The following is a 17,978-nucleotide window of genomic DNA, read 5'->3' as shown; positions in this document are numbered from 1 at the left end:
GTCTGTCGCAAAACCACAACGAAACGTGCTCGAGCGGATGCAACGGCGATGGGTCGCCGGCCGCGACCTCACGATGATCCACAGCGGGAACCCGTGCCGGGCATCACGCGCAGCGGAGCAATCCCGCCCCGCATCCCCTTGCGTATGCACACGTCCCTCAGCAGCCGCTGAGCGGCTCGCATAGGGCGCCCACGTGAGCGCGGACGTCCGTGCGCCTGCCCGCTCACCGACGTGATGGGCTGGTCAAGCGCATCCCCGCTCGCACGGGCGTCCCGAACGCGCAATAATCACATTCCTGCACAATCGGGACGTCCCGAATGCGCAAAACCGTCCCTGTTGCGCATTCGGGACACACCTCGCCCGATACGCTCCACGCCGTGACACCTGCAACCGTTGGAAAACAGCCCTTTTCAGCACGCTCCAACACGCGCGCATCCGCCGGACCGCCGAGCGTCGTGTCTCGAACGCGCAACAACCCTCATCTTGCACATTCGGGACGTCTCAATCGCGCAACATCGCACGTTTTGCACGTTCGGGACGCCGAACAGCACCGCGACACGGCATCAACGCGAGATGTGGGTGTTTCGTTCGCGGAAAACGGCAGGCCCCGCATATGCACAACAAGCCAGAAACGGCTCTATCAAGCCGTTTTCGCGCAATCACCGTTCCACAGCACATCGATAATCCGCCAACCGAAACACCCACATCTCGCGGCGACGCCCTCAAGAGAGCCCGACGCCCGAAAAACCGGCCCGCACCCCCTACGCGCAACCGCACGAAACACCCCCACAAACCAGAAAAGGCTCCCTTCCGGGAGCCTTTTCCAGACAATCAAACCTCAGTCGTCACCGAGCGTGATGTGCACGCCGCCGACCAGCGAGCTGACCACGTTATACAGCAGCGCGACGATCGTCGCGAGCAGCGTGACGAGCACGACGCCCACAATCGCCAGAATCGTCACCACCGACAGCACGGTCGACAGGCTGAAGACGCTCTGCAGGTCGAGCGTACCGGTGTTCAGACCGGTCGACTTGACGATCTGGTTGAGCTGGTCGAACACGCCGACCGCATCCATGAGCAGCCAGACGAGCAGCGTGGCGATCACCTGAATGATCGCGCCGGCGATGGAGAGCATGAACGACATCTTCGCCACGGACCATGCGTTGATGTGCGTGAGCGACAGGTTCATGCGGCGGGCGCGCGGCGTGCCGCGACGCACCGGCCGTGAGCCGCCGGAACGCGGTTCGGCGGTCGCTGCGGCCACGCGCGGCTCGCTTTCCGGCAGCGGGTGGTTCGAAATCGAACGCGCGACCCGTCGTCCGCCCGGGCGTGCGCCTTCCTGCGCTTCGGCACCGTCATGCGGTCCCGGCAGCGGCGGTTCGCCAATGCCGCCGTGCTCGAAGTTCTCACTCATCGTTGCTCCTTGCTCACTTCCGATGATCCCGATGGTCTGGGCCTCTCGCCGAGATGACTCTTAGCTGAGGCTATCAGTTTTTTGCGACGATTACTCGCCTTCGTTGTCGTTGTTCACATTCTCGTCAGATGCGGCGTCAGGCGCGGCGGCAGCGGCGGTCTCGGCACCGGACGCGGCGGCGCCTTCCACAGCCGTCTCGTCGTCCTCGCCCGTCTCCTCGTTGCGCGCGACCGACAGGATCTCGTCGCCCTTGTCGGGCTTGGCGAGCGTGACGCCCTGCGTGGTGCGGCCGGTGCGCTTGACTTCGGCGACGTTCGAGCGGATCACCTTGCCGGACTTCATGATGGCCATGACCTGATCGTCTTCCGAAACGATGAGCGCGCCGACCAGCGATCCGCGGCCTTCCGCGAGCTGCAGCGCCTTGACGCCGAAGCCGTTGCGGCCCTGCAGTCGGTATTCGCTCACGGCGGTGCGCTTGGCGAAGCCTTCGTTCGTCACCACGAGCAGGTCCTGGTCGGTGTCGTCGGGCACCACGTCCATGGCGAGCAGGCTGTCGTCGCCGCGGAACTTCATGCCCTGCACGCCGGCGGTCTGGCGGCCCATGGGTCGCAGCTGCTCGTCGTTGGCGGCGAACTTGAGGCTCATGCCCTGCCGCGAGACGAGGATGATGTCGTCTTCGGCGTTGCACAGCGCGGCGCCGATCAGCTCGTCCGCGGTCTCGCCGTTCTCGTCGGCCATGAGCCGCACGGCGATGAGTCCGCCCTGTCGCGGCGAATCGTACTCGGCGAGCGCGGTCTTCTTGATCTTGCCGGAGCGCGTGGCGAGCACCAGGTACTTGGCGACCTCGTAGTTCGGGATCGACAGCACGGTCTGGATGGTTTCGCCGGGGCCGAACTGCAGCAGGTTCGCCACATGCTGGCCCTTGGAGTCGCGCGAGCCTTCGGGCAGCTCGTACGCCTTGATGCGGTACACGCGGCCCTTGTTGGTGAAGAACAGCAGCCAGTTGTGCGTCGACGTGAGGAAGAAGTGGTCGACCACGTCATCCTCGCGCAGCTTGGCACCCTTGATGCCTTTGCCGCCGCGGTGCTGGGCGCGGTATTCGTCGGCCTTGGTGCGCTTGATGAAGCCGGAGTGCGTGACCGTGACGACCACGTTCTCTTCGGCGATCAGGTCTTCGACGTTCATTTCGCCGCTGAACGGCAGGATCTTGGTGCGGCGGTCGTCACCGTACTTCGCGACGATCTCGTCGAGCTCGTCGCCGACGATCTTGCGCTGGCGTTCCGGCTTGGCGAGGATGTCCTCGTAGTCGGCGATCTTGCGCATGAGCTCGTTGTGCTCGTCGAGGATCTTCTGCCGTTCCAAGGCCGCGAGGCGGCGCAGCTGCATGGCGAGGATCGCGTCGGCCTGCACCTGGTCCACGTCGAGCAGCTCCATTAGTCCGGTGCGTGCGGCGTCGGCGTCGGGGGAGCGGCGGATCAACGCCACGACCTCGTCGATCATGTCGAGCGCCTTCAGGTAGCCCTGCAGGATGTGGTCGCGTTCCTCGGCTTCGCGCTTGAGGTACCTGGTGCGGCGTTCGATGACTTCGAGCTGGTGGGTCACCCAGTGGCGGATGAACGCGTCGAGGCTGAGCGTGCGCGGCACGCCGTCGACGAGCGCGAGCATGTTCGCGCCGAACGTCTGCTGCAGCTGGGAGTGCTTGTACAGGTTGTTGAGCACGACCTTCGGCACGGCGTCGCGCTTGAGCACGAGCACGAGGCGCTGGCCGGTGCGGCCGGACGTTTCGTCGCGCATGTCGGCGATGCCTTGGATCTTGCCGTCGCGCACGCCTTCGCGGATGGATGCGGCGAGACGGTCGGGGTTCACCTGGTACGGCAGTTCGGTGACCACGAGGCACATGCGTCCCTTGATCTCCTCCGTGTTGACCACGGCGCGCATGGTGATGAGGCCGCGGCCGGTGCGGTACGCCTGCTCGATGCCCTTGTGGCCGAGGATGGTCGCGCCGGTGGGGAAGTCGGGGCCTTTGATGATGCCGATGAGCGCGTCGAGCAGCTCTTCGCGGGTCGCTTCCGGGTGGTCGAGCGTCCAGTGGACGCCTTCGGCCAGCTCGCGCATGTTGTGCGGCGGGATGTTGGTCGCCATGCCGACGGCGATGCCGGACGAGCCGTTCGCCAGCAGGTTCGGGAACCGTGCGGGCAGTACGGTCGGCTCCTGCGTGCGGCCGTCGTAGTTGGGGACGAAGTCGACCGTGTCCTTGTCGATGTCGCGGACCATCTCCATGGCGAGCGGCATCATGCGGCATTCGGTGTAACGCATGGCGGCGGGCGGATCGTCGCCGGCCGAGCCGAAGTTGCCTTGGCCGTCGACGAGCGTGTAGCGCATCGACCACGGCTGGGCCATGCGCACGAGCGTGTCGTAGATGGCCGCGTCGCCGTGCGGATGGTAGTTGCCCATCACGTCGGCGACCGGTCGGGCGCACTTGGAGTAGCCGCGGTCGGGCCGGTAGCCGCCGTCGTACATCGCGTAGATGATGCGGCGGTGGACCGGCTTCATGCCGTCGCGCACGTCCGGCAGGGCGCGTTCGACGATGACGGAGATCGCGTAGTCGAGGTACGACTGGCGCATCTCCTTCTGGATGTCGGTGTGGGCCACGCGATGCTCGTCGAGGACCAGCTGTTCGCTGGCCTGCGGGCTCGTGGGTTCGAGCGAGTGTTCGGCCCGCTCGTCGTTCTGCTCCGGCAGGTCGTTGCCGGTGCCGTTTTCGTCTGCCACTTGGTTGTTCCTTTGTTATCTCAACATCTTCAGTTGTCGGCGGCGTCAGGATTCTTCGCCCTCTCGGCCCCTCGGTGGAGGACCGAGCCGAATGGTGCGAACCGGGAATCCCGCCCTCTCGGCCCCCTCGGTGGAGGGGGCTGGCACGGCCGCAGGCCGTGACTGGGGGAGCGTCACCCGCTTGTTGACTTATCGCCGCAGCCGCCTGTAGCGCCTGTCTACCCCTCAGTCTCGCTACGCGAGCCAGCTCCCCTCACAAGGGGAGCCGAGAGTGGGTATCACGCGTCGATCCTGTGCCCTCTGTTCATCGCCGCCTAGGCGTCGATGAACCGCACGTCCTTCGCGTTCCGCTGGATGAACAGACGACGCGGCTCCACGTCGTCGCCCATGAGCATGGAGAACGTCTCGTCCGCCGCGGCCGCGTCCTCGATGTGGATCTGCTTCAAGATGCGCCGTTCCGGATCCATGGTCGTCTCCCACAGCTCCTGATAGGTCATCTCGCCCAGACCCTTGTACCGCTGGATGCCTTCGCCCTTGGGCAGCTGGCGTCCGGCCGCGCGCCCCTCGGCGAGCTTCTCGTCACGTTCGCGGTCCGTGTACACGAAGTCGTGGTCGCCGCGCGTCCACTTGAGCCGGTACAGCGGCGGCATGGCCACGTACACGTAGCCGGCGGTGATCATCGGCCGCATGTAGCGGAAGAACAGGGTGAGGTTCAGCGTGGCGATGTGCGCGCCGTCCACATCGGCATCGGCCATGATGATGACCTTGTGGTAGCGCACCTTGCTCACGTCGAAGTCCTCGCCGTAGCCGCCTCCGACCGCGGTGATGAGCGACTCGATGGTGTCGGACTTCATCATGCGGTCGATGCTCGCGCGCTCGGTGTTGAGGATCTTGCCTCGCAGCGGCAGGATGGCCTGCGTCTCCGGGTTGCGGCCCTGGATTGCGGAGCCGCCTGCCGAGTCGCCCTCGACGATGAACAGCTCGCACTCTTCGGGGTTGCTGGACTGGCAGTCCTTGAGCTTGTCGGGCATGCCGGCCGATTCGAAGATCGACTTGCGCCGCGTGTTCTCGCGCGCCTTCTTGGCGGCGATGCGCGCGCGGGACGCTTCGATGGCCTTCTGGATGATGTTCTTCGATTCGCTCGGATGCGAGTCGAACCAGTCGCCCAGCTTGTCGGTCATGACGCGCTGCACGAAGGCCTTCGCCTCGGAGTTGCCGAGCTTGGTCTTGGTCTGGCCTTCGAACTGCGGGTTGGTGAGCTTGACGGAGATCACCGCGGTCAGGCCTTCGCGCACGTCGTCGCCGGAGAGGTTGTCGTCCTTCTCCTTGAGGATGTTCTTTTCGCGCGCGTAACGGTTGACGAGGCTGGTGAGCGCCGCGCGGAAGCCTTCCTCGTGGGTGCCGCCTTCGGTGGTGGAGATGGTGTTCGCGAACGTGTGCACCGACTCCGAGTATGCGGTGGTCCACTGCATGGCGACTTCGGCGGAGATGCCGATCTTGAGGTCCTCGGCCTCGAAGTCGATCACGTCCGCTTCGACCGGCGTGGCCTTGCGCGACTTGACCAGGTAGTCGACGTAGTCCTTGATGCCGTTCGCGTACTGGTAGGTGACGGTCTGGTGTTTCGGCTCGCCGGAGTCGTCCTGTCCGGCGACCTCGTCACCTGCCATGTCCGGCTCGCGAAGGTCGGTGAGGCTGATCTTGAGTCCCTTGTTGAGGAACGCCATCTGCTGGAAGCGGCTGCGCAGCGTTTCGAAATCGTAGATGGTCGTCTCGAAGATCTTGCCGTCCGGCCAGAAGGTGACGGACGTTCCGGTCGACTCGCCGTCGGCCATCGGCTCGCCCTGCTTGAGTCGGGCGGTCGGATGCTGGTTGATGTACGTCTGCGTCCAGTGGAAGCCCTGCCGCCGCACTTCGATGTCGACGCGCGTGGACAGCGCGTTGACGACGGAGATGCCGACGCCGTGCAGGCCGCCGGAGACCGCGTATCCGCCGCCGCCGAACTTGCCGCCGGCGTGCAGCTTGGTCATGACGGTCTCGACGCCGGACACGCCTTCGCCGGGGACCTCGTCGACCGGGATGCCTCGGCCGTCGTCCACGACGCGGATGCCGTTGTCCGGCAGGATCGTCACTTCGATGTGCGTCGCGTAGCCGGCCAGCGCCTCGTCGACCGAGTTGTCGACGATCTCGTAGACCAGATGATGCAGACCGCGCGGACCGGTCGAGCCGATGTACATGCCCGGGCGGATGCGCACGGCCTCAAGGCCTTCGAGGACTTTCAGGTCGCTGGCGTCATAATGGTCGGGGGAGAGGCTGTCGTCGAGCTGCGCGTCGGCGAGGTTGTCCTGCGCGATCTGGTCGTTCAGCTTCTGCGCATTGTCGCCGGCGCTGAGCGCGGCTTCGTCATGCTCGCCGGAAGATTCTCGTCCGGAATCCGATTCACTTACTGCCACTAACGGTTCCCTCCTGCATGTTCTTCCGTTTTCGCTTCGCTATGAAAGCCATTTTTATGGGCGATACGCTCTACGACACGAATAACGGGGGTCTGTGAGCGTTTAACCTAATATCCGCCATTGTACCCGCGTACAACGACGTTGCCGTTATAGGCGCTTCTAGCGATTTTTCAGGTTGCACTGGTTCGCTGTGCCGGTCGTTGCCGGCAAACTGACCGACTCGCCGCCCTCGGCCCCCTCGGTGGAGGAGGCTGTCAGCGAAGCTGACTGGGGGAGCGTCACCCGCAACATCACAACGAACCGTACCCGTACACCCCATTCCGAGTACGTTCCGTCATTTTTTCCTGACAAACCGTACTCGCACATCCCATTCCGAGTACGGTCGGCCACATTCCCCCAACAAACCGTACTCGCACAGCCGGTTAGAGTACGCTCCGTCATGTTTTTCTGACAAACCGTACTCTAACCAGGCCTACGAGTACGGTCCGTTCCATCAATCCCGACGGACCGTACTCGTAGACCCTTCCCTGAGTACGGTCGGTCGAATAATCCCGACGAGCCGCACTCCCCGTCCCTTTTCCGCTCCTTCGGCTGCCATCATGGTCGAAAACGGACGCAAAACAGCCGCTCAGCGGTCGTTTCTCATCAGCGCAGCTGCGCTCCTCGTCGAAAACGGACGCAAATCGGCCATATAGCGTCCGGATCCGACCAATCCGTCCGCACTCCCAGTCGAAAACGGACGGTAATCAGCCGCTCAGCGTCCGGTTCCAACCAATCCCCACACGCTCTTGGTCGAAAACGGACGCCAAACCGCCAATCAGCGTCCGGTTCCAACCAATACAGCCGCCGTCCGAGCCGACAACGGACACAACCAGGCCCCCGCAGCCCTCGCAATCCGGCCGCAGCCCTACCTCCGGCCGCGCCGGCCGCGCCGGTACAGACCGCGCTTCGACTCCGGCCGCGGCCCGACCACACGGATCTCCTGAATGTCGAGCCCGTCGAGCCGCTCCTTGATGGTCCGCTCGAACTGCGGCACGAGGTACGTCAGCTGGGTCGCCCATGCGGCCGAATCCGCGCGAATGGTCATGACGCCGTCGATCACGCCCATCACCTGCGAATGCTGGGCGACGGCGGCCCCGACCACCTGGTCCCAGTGGGTGCGCAGCTGCGCGATCTTGAGGTACGGCGTCCAGTGGTCCTCACGCGCGAGCAGCCCGGCGACGCTGCCCAGTTTGGCGGGGTCACGCCCCGGCTTGCCGAAACTCTCCCACGCGGCTTCGGCCTGCAGCCGCCGCTCGCGCCGGATTCCGGCACGCTTCGCAATCGACTCGAACACTTCGGCGGGCAGCTTGCGTTCGTCGAGGTGCAGGGTCACGGTCACCGGTTCGCGCATGTCACTCGGCCTCGGCGTTCTGCTGTGCGGCCAGTTGCGCGACGTCGATCAGGTGCATCGGCACAGCTAGTTCGTTGACGACGTCTTTGCCGACGACGTCTTTGCCGACGACGTCTTTGCCGACGACGTCTTCGTTGACGACGTCACCACCGACAACGTCACCACCGACAACGTCACCACCGACGACGTCACTGACATCGTCACGGTTTCCGGCGACCGCGACCGCGGGGATGTCGCTGGCGGCGGCGACGGTGATGAGCACCTGGTCCTGCCGCGCGGCGAACCGCATGATCTCCTGCCGCCGCGTCTCGTCGAGCTGGGCGAACACATCGTCGAGAATCACGATCGGACGCTCGTCGAACTCCTCGCACAACGCCTGATATTGCGCCATCCGCAACGCCAGTGCCAGCGTCCACGTCTCGCCGTTCGACGCGAACTCGCGTGCGGGCATACCGTCGAGCGTCACGGTGATGTCGTCGCGCTGCGGCCCGATCAGGTTGATGCCGCGTGCCACCTCGCCGGCGTAGATCCGCTGGAAATGCTCGCTGATGAGCGGTTCGGGAGCGTCGCTGTACAGGATCTCCTCGAACGACGGCGCGTAGGTCAGCCCGGCGGCGAAACCGTTGCCGGAAGCGGAATCCGTGACATGGTCATCGATGACACTGCCACTGTCACCGATGACACTGCCGCTGTCAGCAGCACCGTCGTCAGCCGTGACACCGTCAGCCGTGACATCGTCTTCGGTGACGTCGTCACCTGCACCGCTCGCCGTGACGCCGTCAGTACCATAGTCCCCGCCAAGCCGCGCGATTCCGCCGCTCGCCGACACGTCACCCGCCGTGCCGTCCAGTCCGGCGAGCCGCGCGTAGAGCGGGCCGAACGACCGGTTCAGCCGTTCGATCAGCCGCTGCCGCTGCCGGCTGAGCGCCACGCCGGCGGTGATGAACTGCCCGGTCCAGATCTCGAGTCCGCTGAGCGCCGCGTCGAGCGGTTCGCCGGCCTTCTGCCGGTTGCCGAGCTGTTTGAGCAGGGCTGCACGCTGCTTGGCGATGCGGGTGAACGTCTGCAGCTGCGCCGCGTAGCCGGGGATGAGCAGCGACGCCGCCTGGTCGAGGAACTGCCGGCGTACGGCGGGGTCACCGGCGACGAACTGCTGGTCTTCTGGGGTGAACGAGACGGTCGGGATGTCGCCGACGATCTCGCGCAGGTAGCGTGACTGGCCGCCGTTGACGCGCGCCCGGTTCGCGCCGCGCAGGTTGACGGTCGCCTCGAGCGTGACCGTATCGCCGCTGCCGCGTCGCGCGCCTTCGACGTTGGCGCGGATCGTCGCGGTCTTCTCGCCGCGTTCGATGAGCGGCATCGATCCGGTGGTGCGGTGGCTGCCGCCGGTCGACAGCACTTCGACCGCTTCGACGAGGTTCGTCTTGCCCAGTCCGTTCGCGCCCTGCAGCACGTTCACGCCCGGCTTCAGGTCGAGCACGCAGTGCCGCCATGAGCGGAAGTGGTCGAGCGCAAGGCGCGAAATATACAAACCAGACTCCTCTGATGGATTGTGTGGTTGTGCGGGGCGGATGAGCGGTCCGTGGGGAACCGATATCCGTTCCGCCGGTGGGGCTGTCAGGCGACGCCGGCAGGATGCCGTAGCGTCGTCGGTATCCGCCCCCGCTGGCGAGGGCTGTCAGCGCGGCTGACTGGGGGTGGTTTCTGACAGTACTGCGCAAGTTCCGCCGCGGGTGACCACCCCCACCCGCTTCGCGGGAGCCCCCGCCAGCGGGGGCGGGAGGCCAAGCAGCTGCATGTGCGTGATCACAGTGGCGGGGCCCCGCTGGCGAGGGCGGGACTAGGCGCCTCCGCCCGCGGCCCCGCCCTGTGACGCCGTCAGTCGTTGAAGCGCATCGGCACGAGCAGGTAGCGGTAGTCCATCGACTCGTCGGAGTCGGACTCCTGCTGACCGTTGAACTCGACCGGCTTGACCGCGGTGGTCATCTTCATGCGCACGAACGGTTCGGTGATAGCGCTCAGGCCCTCGATCAGGTAGCTGGGGTTGAACGCGACGGTGATGTCGTCGCCGTCCATGTCGATGTCGAGCGTCTCGTGCGCCTGCGATTCGTCGGCGGCGCCGGCGGAGAGCGTGACCTCCTGCCCGGAGAACGCCATGCGGATCGGGGCGTTGCGTTCGGTGACGATGGCCATGCGCTTGATCGCGGCGATGAGCGCCTGACGGTCGAGCACCGCCTGGATCGGGTATTCGTCGGCGAACAGGCGGTCGACGGACGGGAATTCGCCGTCGATGAGCTGCGAGGTGGAGACGCGGCCGGCGTTCTCGAAGCCGAGCAGTGTCGGGTTGTCGGCGTCGAAGTCGAGCACGACGTTCTGGTGGTCGTCGAGCGAGCGGGCGACGTCGCGCAGCAGCGAGCCGCGCACGAGCGTGGTCGTCTGGACGTTCGGGTCCTGCGGGGTCCACGTGAACGTGGCGCGCGACAGGCGGAAACGGTCGGTGGAGGTCATGATGACCTTGTCGCCGTCGAACTGCATGCGGATGCCGGTGAGCACCGGGCGGTTCTCTTCGCGCGAGACGGCGACGCCGGCCTGGGTGACGGCTTGGATGAACGTGGGCGCGTCGACCTGGCCGAGCTTGGCGGGGACGACCGGCAGGTCCGGGTATTCGTCGTCGGGCATGAGCTGCAGGGTGAACGTGGACTTGCCGGACTGGATGGTCATCGTCGAACCGTCGGTCGTCAGGTACGCCTTTTCGGCGGGCAGCGACTTGGTGATGTCGGCGAGCAGCTTGCCGAGCACCAGCGCGGTGCCGGGCTCGTCGATGCCGGCTTCGATGTGGTGACGTGCCGAGATCTCGTAGTTGAACGCCGAAAGCTGCAGGGTGCCGTCGATGGCTTCGAGCTGGATGCCGGCAAGAATCGGGTTGGCGGGGCGGGCGTCGATGACGCGAGTCGTCCAGGCGACGGCGTCGGCGAGAGCCGCGGAATCGATTTCTACTTTCATGGGTTCCCTCATTTCACGTGTGTCTTGGAATCATTCTACGGCAGGAGCGACGGTCTGGCCGTTGGCCGCGGATCTGCCGTGGGCTTGATGACGGTTATCGTAAGTAAGAGAAAGATAATCGTAGTAATAAGCCCTGTGGATAGTGTGGATAAGTGGTCGGGAACGGTGACGTTTCAAGGCGTGAGTGGTACACATTTTTTGTGGATAAGTATCGGGATGGAATGTGGATAACTGCCGATTTATCCACATTCGAGGCTTTGTAGAAAAGTTATTCACATTTTCTGTGGAATAGTCCACTGTCTGTCAACAGAAAAACCGGGGTTATCCACCGGTTATCCGCAGGTTTTACCCACATTTGTGTACAAGCATGTGGATAACTTTACCGCAAGAAGTTCCTGCCGCCGGCGTGTTGCGGCTGAATTACCAGTCACAGCATCGTCAAGTATATAGTTTTTCTGTTGTTTCCGACGTTTTCCGTGGCTTTTCCGGCGTGCGTACCGACGTCTCCCGACCACCGCGAGGCGACCTCGTCCGTCACGATCGAGCACAGCGACGAAAAAACGCGGTTTTCCGTGTCCCGGCGTGATTCTCCTGGATATGCCCGTCCGCGCCGGCTCGTCGTCGCTGACGATGTCACTGGACGAACGATTTCGGTCGTTACCGCTGGCGTTACTGCTGGTTCTCGTTGCCGCGCTGCTTGAGACGCGCGGTCAGCTCGGTCACGTACTTGTAGATCTCCGGCTTCTCCTGCATGTCGTCGGTCACGCGGGTGTAGGCGTGCATGACGGTCGTATGGTCGCGGCCGCCGAACACCTCGCCGATGTCCACGAGGCTCATGCTGGTCATCTCTCGCGCCAGATACATGGCCACCTGCCGGGCCAGCGCGATGTTCTTCGTGCGCGCGCGCCCGACGATGTCGTCGAACGTCAGGTGGAAGTACTTCGCCGTCTGCCCGATGATGTCGGTCGGCTTGATCTCCACTTCGGTGGTGAAGAAGTCCTGCAGCGTCTGCTCGGCCAGCGCACGCGTCACCGGCTGGTTGCTCAGCGAGGCGACCGCGCTCACACGGATCAGCGCGCCTTCCAGCTCGCGGATGTTCTCGGTGAAGCGTTCGGCGATGAGGTCGAGCACGTCGTTCGGCGCCGAAGTGCCGTTCGTCGCCGCCATCATGCGCAGGATCGCGATGCGCGTCTCCAGGTTCGGCGGCTTCACGTCCACGGTCAGGCCCGAATCGAATCGCGAGATCAATCGCGCCTCGAAGCCCTTGAGGTTCTTCGGCGGCACGTCGGACGCGATGACGATGCGCTTGTTCGCCTGATGCAGCGCGTTGAACGTGTGGAAGAACTGCTCGAGCGTCGCCTCCTTGCCGCCCAGGAACTGGATGTCGTCGATGAGCAGCACGTCGACCTCACGGTAGCGGCGGTTGAACTCGGCGATGCGGTTCTGGCTTTGGGTCGGCGTCTGCAGCGCCTCGATGAACTCGTTCGTGAACTCCTCGGAATTCACGTAGCGCACCTTGAGCGTCGGGTCCTTGACGAGCGCGTAGTTGCCGATCGCGTTGAGCAGATGGGTCTTGCCCAGTCCGGAACCGCCGTAGATACACAGCGGATTGAACTCCTGGCCGGTTCCCTCGGCCACGGCGAGGGCGACGGTTCGCGCGAAACGGTTGGAATCGCCGGGCACGAACGTGTCGAACGTCGAATTCTTGTTGAGGTGCGTGATCGGGTCGCGCGCCACCTTCTGCGCACGCCCCGGGAATCCGGACGACATGGGCATCGGCTGGGCGGGTTCGTTCACGGTCGCGACCGGCGCGGCCTGCGCGGCCGGCGTCCGTGACGTCGTCACCGCGGCCGCCGGCGACGGTTCCGCGTACGGATCGCGCGACAGGTCGGCGATCGTCGGCGCGGGGCCGGGTTGGTATTCGGCATACGTCGGACGTTCGGCCTGCACTGCATGGGACTGCGTCACATGGGACTGCGTCGTGCGGGGCCGCGGTTCGGCTACGGTTTCGGCGGCCGACCGTTCTGTCGGCTCGGCGGCGGCGCGTCGCTGGACGGACGCGGGCATCGGCGGTTCAGGTTCCGGTTTCGGCGCGGACGGCACGATCTTGAACGCGGGGAACATGTCGATGCCGGAGATGATCTTCAACGCGTTGAGCAGCGGCCCGTTCAGTTCGTTCTGCAGGGCGTGCTGCGTGGCGCTGTTGTTCACGCACAGCACGATGGTCGGTCCGTAGACCGCTTCGGGCGTGACTCCCTCCAGCCACCCTTTGTCCCTGGGGGAGAGGGAGGAGCTCTGCTTGAGCAGGCGCAGGGTGTCCGCCCAGATCTGGGCGGCCTGTTCGGCTGGACCAAGAAGGTCATCCGACATTGTGACCTCCTTAAGGGTGTGCCGGCGCGTCGGTATTCAGTACAACAGCATAGTTCTACTAGTACAACTGGATATATCTACTTTACTCCGGTCGAGTTATCCACAGGCTAGCGTGTTGCGGCGCCTCAATTGTGCCTCCAATTGTGAATAACATCCGTGTAATTTGTGGATAACTTGCGGGCCGCTTTCGGCTTCGTTCCAGTGGTTTACAGGATTGCCCGACGGCGCGACACGCTGGGGAAACGTGAAGAAACTGTTTTCTTTTTTGATTTTGTGCATGGCTCAGAGTACCGTGGTAGAGCTTGACTCATGAGAGCCGTGCATCAGCATGGCAAAAACCGGGAGCATAACTATGAAGAGGACATTCCAGCCTAACAACCGTCGTCGTCACATGAAGCACGGTTTCCGCGTGCGCATGCGCACTCGTTCCGGCCGCGCGATGATCAACCGTCGCCGCAACAAGGGTCGCAAGTCCCTGTCCGCCTGATTTTGCGGTAGGTGACGACGGCGAAGTGGAGCGACTGAAAAGTCATCGTGACTTTGTGACCGTGCTCAAGAAGCGGCGCAAGGTCACGGATTCGGACATCGTCGTGCATGTACTTGTGCACGACGATGCCGAGGACTGCTCACACGCCGAACCGCATCGGCGACTTGGTCTCGCCGTATCGAAGGCGGTCGGTCATGCGGTCGTACGCAATACGGTGAAGCGCAGGTTCCGTGTGCTCGCCCGGCGATACGAGCATGAGCTGCCTGACTGCTGCGATATCGTCGTCAGGGCGAAGCCCAGCGCGGCTCACGCCGATTTCGATTCCCTTGACCGACAGGTCGCCCGTTCGTTCGCGCGGGTGGGTTCCCGTGGCGCACGTCGAGGCGAATGATGACACGGTCGTTGCTTGTTGGCATGATCCGCTGGTATCAGCGGCATATCTCCGCGAAGCGACCTCCCTGCTGTAAGTATTATCCCAGCTGCTCACAGTACGCCATCACCGCCATCCAACGGTTTGGCGCGGTGAGAGGAATGCTGCTGTTCATTTGGCGTTTCCTGCGTTGCAATCCCTGGAGTCGCGGGGGAATCGACGATGTCCCCAAGCGGTTTTCGTTCAGTTACCGATTCCGATGGTCGAAGGCCTATGAAGAGCCTCGACTCACACCTCTGGCCGATGATAAGGAGATGGCCTCGCGATGAACACTTCGGATCAATTCCTTCTTGACAACGGATTCTGGGGGTGGCTGTACAAGCTGCTCACGCCGCTCGAGTGGCTTATGACCCAGATCATGGTCGGATTCCATAAGTTCCTGACCATGCTGGGCATGTCTCCCATCGGATTCTCGTGGGTGCTGTCCATCATCGTGCTGGTGCTGGTGGTCCACGCGTGCATCCTGCCGATCTTCATCAAGCAGATGAAGGGCATGCGCAAGATGCAGGCCCTGCAGCCCAAGATGCAGCACATCCAGAACAAGTACAAGGGCAAGAAGGATCAGGCCAGCAAAGAGGCCATGAGCCGCGAGATGATGAAGCTCTACCAAGAGAACGACGCGAACCCGATGGACTCGTGCTGGACCATGGTGATTCAGGGCCCTGTGTTCATGTGCATGTTCTACATGCTGTCGGCCATTCCGTACATCGCGCGTGGCAAGCGCGCCGCGCTCGGCGCCTTCGACCAGGCCACGGCCGAGCAGTTCGCGCAGACCCGCGTGTTCGGCGTGAGCGTCACCGATACGCTGAGCACCGCGAACCCGACCGGTAAGATCATCATCGGCGTCTTCATCTTCCTCATGTGCGCCTGCATGTGGTTCATGCAGTTCAACAACATGCGCAAGAACCTGCCCAAGGCGTCCATGCAGGGTTCCGCCTACAAGATGCAGCAGGCGATGACGTGGGGCTTCCCGATCATGTACATCTTCTCCGGCGTTATGTTCCCGTTCGCCGTGCTGGTGTACTGGCTGACCAACAACGCATGCAACCTGCTGCGTTCGCTGTTCACCGTCTACGCGTTCCCGACGCCCGGCTCGCCTGCCGCGGAGGAGAAGGAGATCCGCGACCACAAGCGTGAGAACGCCCGCCGCGCGAAGGCCGGCCAGATGTCCCTCGAAGAGGAGCAGCTGGAGAACGCACGCAAGGCCGCCGAGGAGCGCGAGGCCCGCGGATACCAGCGGCAGCAGCCACAGCGCAAGAACCGCAAAGCCAAGAAGAAGTAACGTACGGCAAAAAGGAAACCCCATTTGACCGTGGGGTTTCCTTTTTTTAGACTTAAGACTAGTGAAGACTCTCGGTCAAAGGAGTGTTTGATATGGCTCAGGAAGAGACCAAGACGATAGATCAGCTCAATGAGGAGGCTGACATCGCCGCCGACTATCTGGAGGGCTTGCTGGACATCGCCGACTATGAAGGCGATATCGAGTTGGGTATCCGCAACGGCCGTCCGATGGTGCAGATCGTCGCCGATGACGATACCGACATCCAGCATCTTATCGGGCGCAACGGCGAGGTCGTGGACGCCCTGCAGCAGCTGACCCGACTGGCCGTGCAGCAGAAGACCGGTGACCGGTCGCACCTGATTCTGGATGTTGACGGGTTCCTCAAGCGCAAGCGTCAGCGTCTGCGCGACATCGCGCTGGACGCCATTGACGAGGTCAAGGAGACCGGCGAGCCGGTGAACCTCAAGCCGATGAACTCGTTCGAGCGCAAGGTTGTGCATGACGTTGTGCGCGAGGAGGGGCTCAAGTCCCGCTCGCACGGCGAGGAGCCGCGCCGTTACGTCACCGTGTACATGAAGGCCACGGCTGACGACGTCGATGATGTTGATGACGTTGACGACGTCGACATCGAGGGTGGTGCCGAGTGAGCAACGATGTTTCACGTGAAACAATCGATGGCGAGGTGAGCGCAGGGGCTGTGGCTGCCGATGATGCTGACGTCAAGGTTGCTGCCGCTACTGAAGCCGAGCCGGTTGCGGACGAGCTTGACGGCAATCCGGTCGTTCGCGACGTGCTGGGCGACGCCTATGACAAACTCGCGATGTTTCACGTGAAACTTTCCCGCGAAGGGGAGCCGCGAGGACTTATCGGTCCGCGTGATGTCTCGATTTTGTGGGAGCGGCATATTCTGAACTCTGCGGCGTGTGTGCCGTATATCCGTGAGGCACTTGGCGGCAAGTCTCGTGGGCGCGTCGCCGATGTCGGCAGTGGCGGTGGATTCCCGGGAATCGTTGCGGCAACCTGCCTGCCGGATGTATCGTTCACGCTTATCGAACCGATGGAACGTCGTGTGGCGTGGCTTGAGGAATGCGTCGACGAGATGGGCTTGGATAACGTCGAGATCATCCGCGCCCGTTCCGATGAAGTCATCGATGCGATTCGCAAGCACGTGCGTGGCGTGCGTCCGTTCGACGTCGTCACGTGCCGCGCGGTCGCGCCGATGACCAAGCTGTCCGGTTGGACGCTGCCGTTGCTCAAGCCGCACGGACGTCTGGTCGCCATCAAGGGTCGATCCGCGCAAGCCGAGATCGAGAAGGCCAAGCAGCAGATCACCCGTGCTAAGGGACAGCATCCGCGCGTGGTCGAAGCCGAAGTCGCCCCCGGTCTGGAACCCACCCACGTAGTCTTGGTCGACAAGCGCTAATCTCCATCTTGGCCCCGCTGAACGGCTGAGTTGGCTAGCACCCATCTCTGCCTCCGCTGGTGGTCGAGTTGGCTAGCACCCATCTCCGCCTCCGCTGGCGGGGGCTGTCAGCGTAGCTGACTGGGGGTGGTTTTCTGGGGGGGTCTGATGAGAATGGTGGTTTGACTGACCACCCTCAGTCCCGCTTCGCGGTTCAGCTCCCGCCAGCGGGAGCGACTGTCTCCTGCTTTGCCCCCCTCGTGGAGGGCCGAGCCGTGAAGCAAACGTCGGAGGCGTTTGTAGGCGAGGTGCGAGCGACAGCGAGCCAGTATTGAGCCTGCCGAAGGCAGTCCGTAATTGCAGGACGCTGTCAGCCGTAGCGAAGACTGAGGGAGCGCCACCTGCTTCATCAATTCGATGTTCGGGGAATCCAGTTCTCGCCCCCCTCGGTGGGAGGGCCGAGTATATATAGCAACGACGGAACCGTCGCTTACTCGATTACATCCCTCGGCCCCCTCGGTGGAGGGGGCTGTCAGCCGTAGGCTGACTGGGGGAGCGTACCCGCTTCATCAATTCATCGCCACTATCGTTTTCCGCCCCTATCTCCCCTCAGCCATCTGTCGCTGCCGGTTCCCACTCACAAGGGGAGCCGGGATCATCTTTTCCCCTACTTATCCACATTTTCCACTATGCCGTAAAGTTATCCACATTCTATGCACACCATAGCGTTATCCTCGCAAAACGGCGTCATCAAGCCGTTTGTGAACCCCAAAATTCACGCTCGCCGACCAAGTCACCTCGACTTATCCACAGTTATCCACAATGCTGTGCACAACTTAGGGCATGTCCACCGTGTTTATTTATCTGATGGGTTGAGTGGCGACGCTGACGCTCGCACCATGCGTGGTGTTGTTTGAAAACCTACGCGTGGGAGGGGACTTCAGCGTGTGGCGCGTCGTGCGGCGCGTTTGCGGT

12 protein-coding genes and 1 pseudogene are annotated in these 17,978 nt (G+C 63.3%); 6 read left to right on the top strand and 7 right to left on the bottom strand.

Translation table 11 applies throughout. From position 1 onward, the window contains the following. Nucleotides 1–838: 838 nt before the first annotated feature. The 7 genes and pseudogenes from F7D09_RS05820 to dnaA all read right to left on the bottom strand — a co-directional run bounded on the left by F7D09_RS05820 (nt 839) and on the right by dnaA (nt 13,402). Entirely contained in the window at nt 839–1,414 is a 576-nt protein-coding gene (locus F7D09_RS05820) for a DUF3566 domain-containing protein (RefSeq protein WP_152234472.1), read from the bottom strand. Between the two features lie 90 nt (nt 1,415–1,504). Then, complete coding sequence (gene gyrA / locus F7D09_RS05815; RefSeq protein ID WP_152234471.1) at nt 1,505–4,186, bottom strand: DNA gyrase subunit A; 2,682 nt, start codon at nt 4,184–4,186, stop codon at nt 1,505–1,507. Between the two features lie 314 nt (nt 4,187–4,500). Next, nucleotides 4,501–6,549, bottom strand: a complete 2,049-nt coding sequence (gene gyrB, locus F7D09_RS05810) for a DNA topoisomerase (ATP-hydrolyzing) subunit B (RefSeq protein WP_319792554.1) — start codon at nt 6,547–6,549, stop codon at nt 4,501–4,503. Between the two features lie 994 nt (nt 6,550–7,543). Then, the gene (locus F7D09_RS05805) at nt 7,544–8,029 is read right to left on the bottom strand and encodes a DUF721 domain-containing protein (protein ID WP_152234469.1); all 486 of its coding nucleotides are present in this window, start codon (nt 8,027–8,029) and stop codon (nt 7,544–7,546) included. A 226-nt stretch (nt 8,030–8,255) separates the two neighbouring features. Continuing rightward, nucleotides 8,256–9,560: pseudogene (locus F7D09_RS11390) on the bottom strand (DNA replication/repair protein RecF); the annotation flags it as partial. Nucleotides 9,561–9,907: 347 nt separating this feature from the next. After that, complete coding sequence (gene dnaN, locus F7D09_RS05790) at nt 9,908–11,032, bottom strand: DNA polymerase III subunit beta (RefSeq protein WP_152234468.1); 1,125 nt, start codon at nt 11,030–11,032, stop codon at nt 9,908–9,910. Nucleotides 11,033–11,701: 669 nt separating this feature from the next. Next, on the bottom strand, nt 11,702–13,402 hold the full coding sequence (dnaA, locus tag F7D09_RS05785) for a chromosomal replication initiator protein DnaA (RefSeq protein ID WP_152234467.1): 1,701 nt from the start codon (nt 13,400–13,402) through the stop codon (nt 11,702–11,704). A 352-nt stretch (nt 13,403–13,754) separates the two neighbouring features. On the opposite strand from dnaA, the gene rpmH reads away from it, so the two are divergent. From rpmH to rsmG, 6 genes are all read left to right on the top strand, one after another. Beyond that, nucleotides 13,755–13,889 (top strand): 50S ribosomal protein L34, encoded by a 135-nt coding sequence (rpmH, locus tag F7D09_RS05780; RefSeq protein ID WP_152234466.1) that lies wholly within the window; start codon nt 13,755–13,757, stop codon nt 13,887–13,889. Between the two features lie 25 nt (nt 13,890–13,914). Then, nucleotides 13,915–14,280, top strand: coding sequence for a ribonuclease P protein component (gene rnpA, locus F7D09_RS05775; protein ID WP_152234465.1), 366 nt, complete (start codon nt 13,915–13,917; stop codon nt 14,278–14,280). Beyond that, a complete protein-coding gene (yidD, locus tag F7D09_RS05770) occupies nt 14,277–14,588 on the top strand; it encodes a membrane protein insertion efficiency factor YidD (protein ID WP_152234464.1) in 312 nt (103 codons plus the stop codon). Before rnpA ends, yidD begins: the two co-directional genes overlap by 4 nt. Continuing rightward, nucleotides 14,585–15,601, top strand: a complete 1,017-nt coding sequence (gene yidC, locus F7D09_RS05765; RefSeq protein WP_152234463.1) for a membrane protein insertase YidC — start codon at nt 14,585–14,587, stop codon at nt 15,599–15,601. The genes yidD and yidC overlap by 4 nt, the downstream gene beginning before the upstream one ends. Nucleotides 15,602–15,693: 92 nt before the next feature. Continuing rightward, nucleotides 15,694–16,248 (top strand): Jag family protein, encoded by a 555-nt coding sequence (locus F7D09_RS05760; protein ID WP_152234462.1) that lies wholly within the window; start codon nt 15,694–15,696, stop codon nt 16,246–16,248. Between the two features lie 50 nt (nt 16,249–16,298). Further along, nucleotides 16,299–17,024 carry a 16S rRNA (guanine(527)-N(7))-methyltransferase RsmG gene (gene rsmG / locus F7D09_RS05755; RefSeq protein WP_226835996.1) on the top strand — a complete coding sequence of 242 codons (726 nt, stop codon included), beginning with the start codon at nt 16,299–16,301 and terminating at the stop codon, nt 17,022–17,024. Nucleotides 17,025–17,978 lie beyond the last annotated feature (954 nt).

It is taken from the genome of Bifidobacterium leontopitheci (assembly GCF_009193355.1).
GTDB lineage: Bacteria > Actinomycetota > Actinomycetes > Actinomycetales > Bifidobacteriaceae > Bifidobacterium > Bifidobacterium leontopitheci.
Note: the sequence above shows the minus strand (reverse complement) of the source record. Positions and strands in the feature narration are given on the sequence as shown.

Excerpts from the sequence above, each read along its gene's own strand:
- rpmH (WP_152234466.1), top strand. The coding sequence starts at position 13,755 with ATGAAGAGGACATTCCAGCCTAACAACCGTCGTCGTCACATGAAGCAC.
- F7D09_RS05820 (WP_152234472.1), bottom strand. The coding sequence starts at position 1,414 with ATGAGTGAGAACTTCGAGCACGGCGGCATTGGCGAACCGCCGCTGCCG.
- F7D09_RS05805 (WP_152234469.1), bottom strand. The coding sequence starts at position 8,029 with ATGCGCGAACCGGTGACCGTGACCCTGCACCTCGACGAACGCAAGCTG.
- dnaA (WP_152234467.1), bottom strand. The coding sequence starts at position 13,402 with ATGTCGGATGACCTTCTTGGTCCAGCCGAACAGGCCGCCCAGATCTGG.
- yidD (WP_152234464.1), top strand. The coding sequence starts at position 14,277 with ATGATGACACGGTCGTTGCTTGTTGGCATGATCCGCTGGTATCAGCGG.
- yidC (WP_152234463.1), top strand. The coding sequence starts at position 14,585 with ATGAACACTTCGGATCAATTCCTTCTTGACAACGGATTCTGGGGGTGG.
- dnaN (WP_152234468.1), bottom strand. The coding sequence starts at position 11,032 with ATGAAAGTAGAAATCGATTCCGCGGCTCTCGCCGACGCCGTCGCCTGG.
- F7D09_RS05760 (WP_152234462.1), top strand. The coding sequence starts at position 15,694 with ATGGCTCAGGAAGAGACCAAGACGATAGATCAGCTCAATGAGGAGGCT.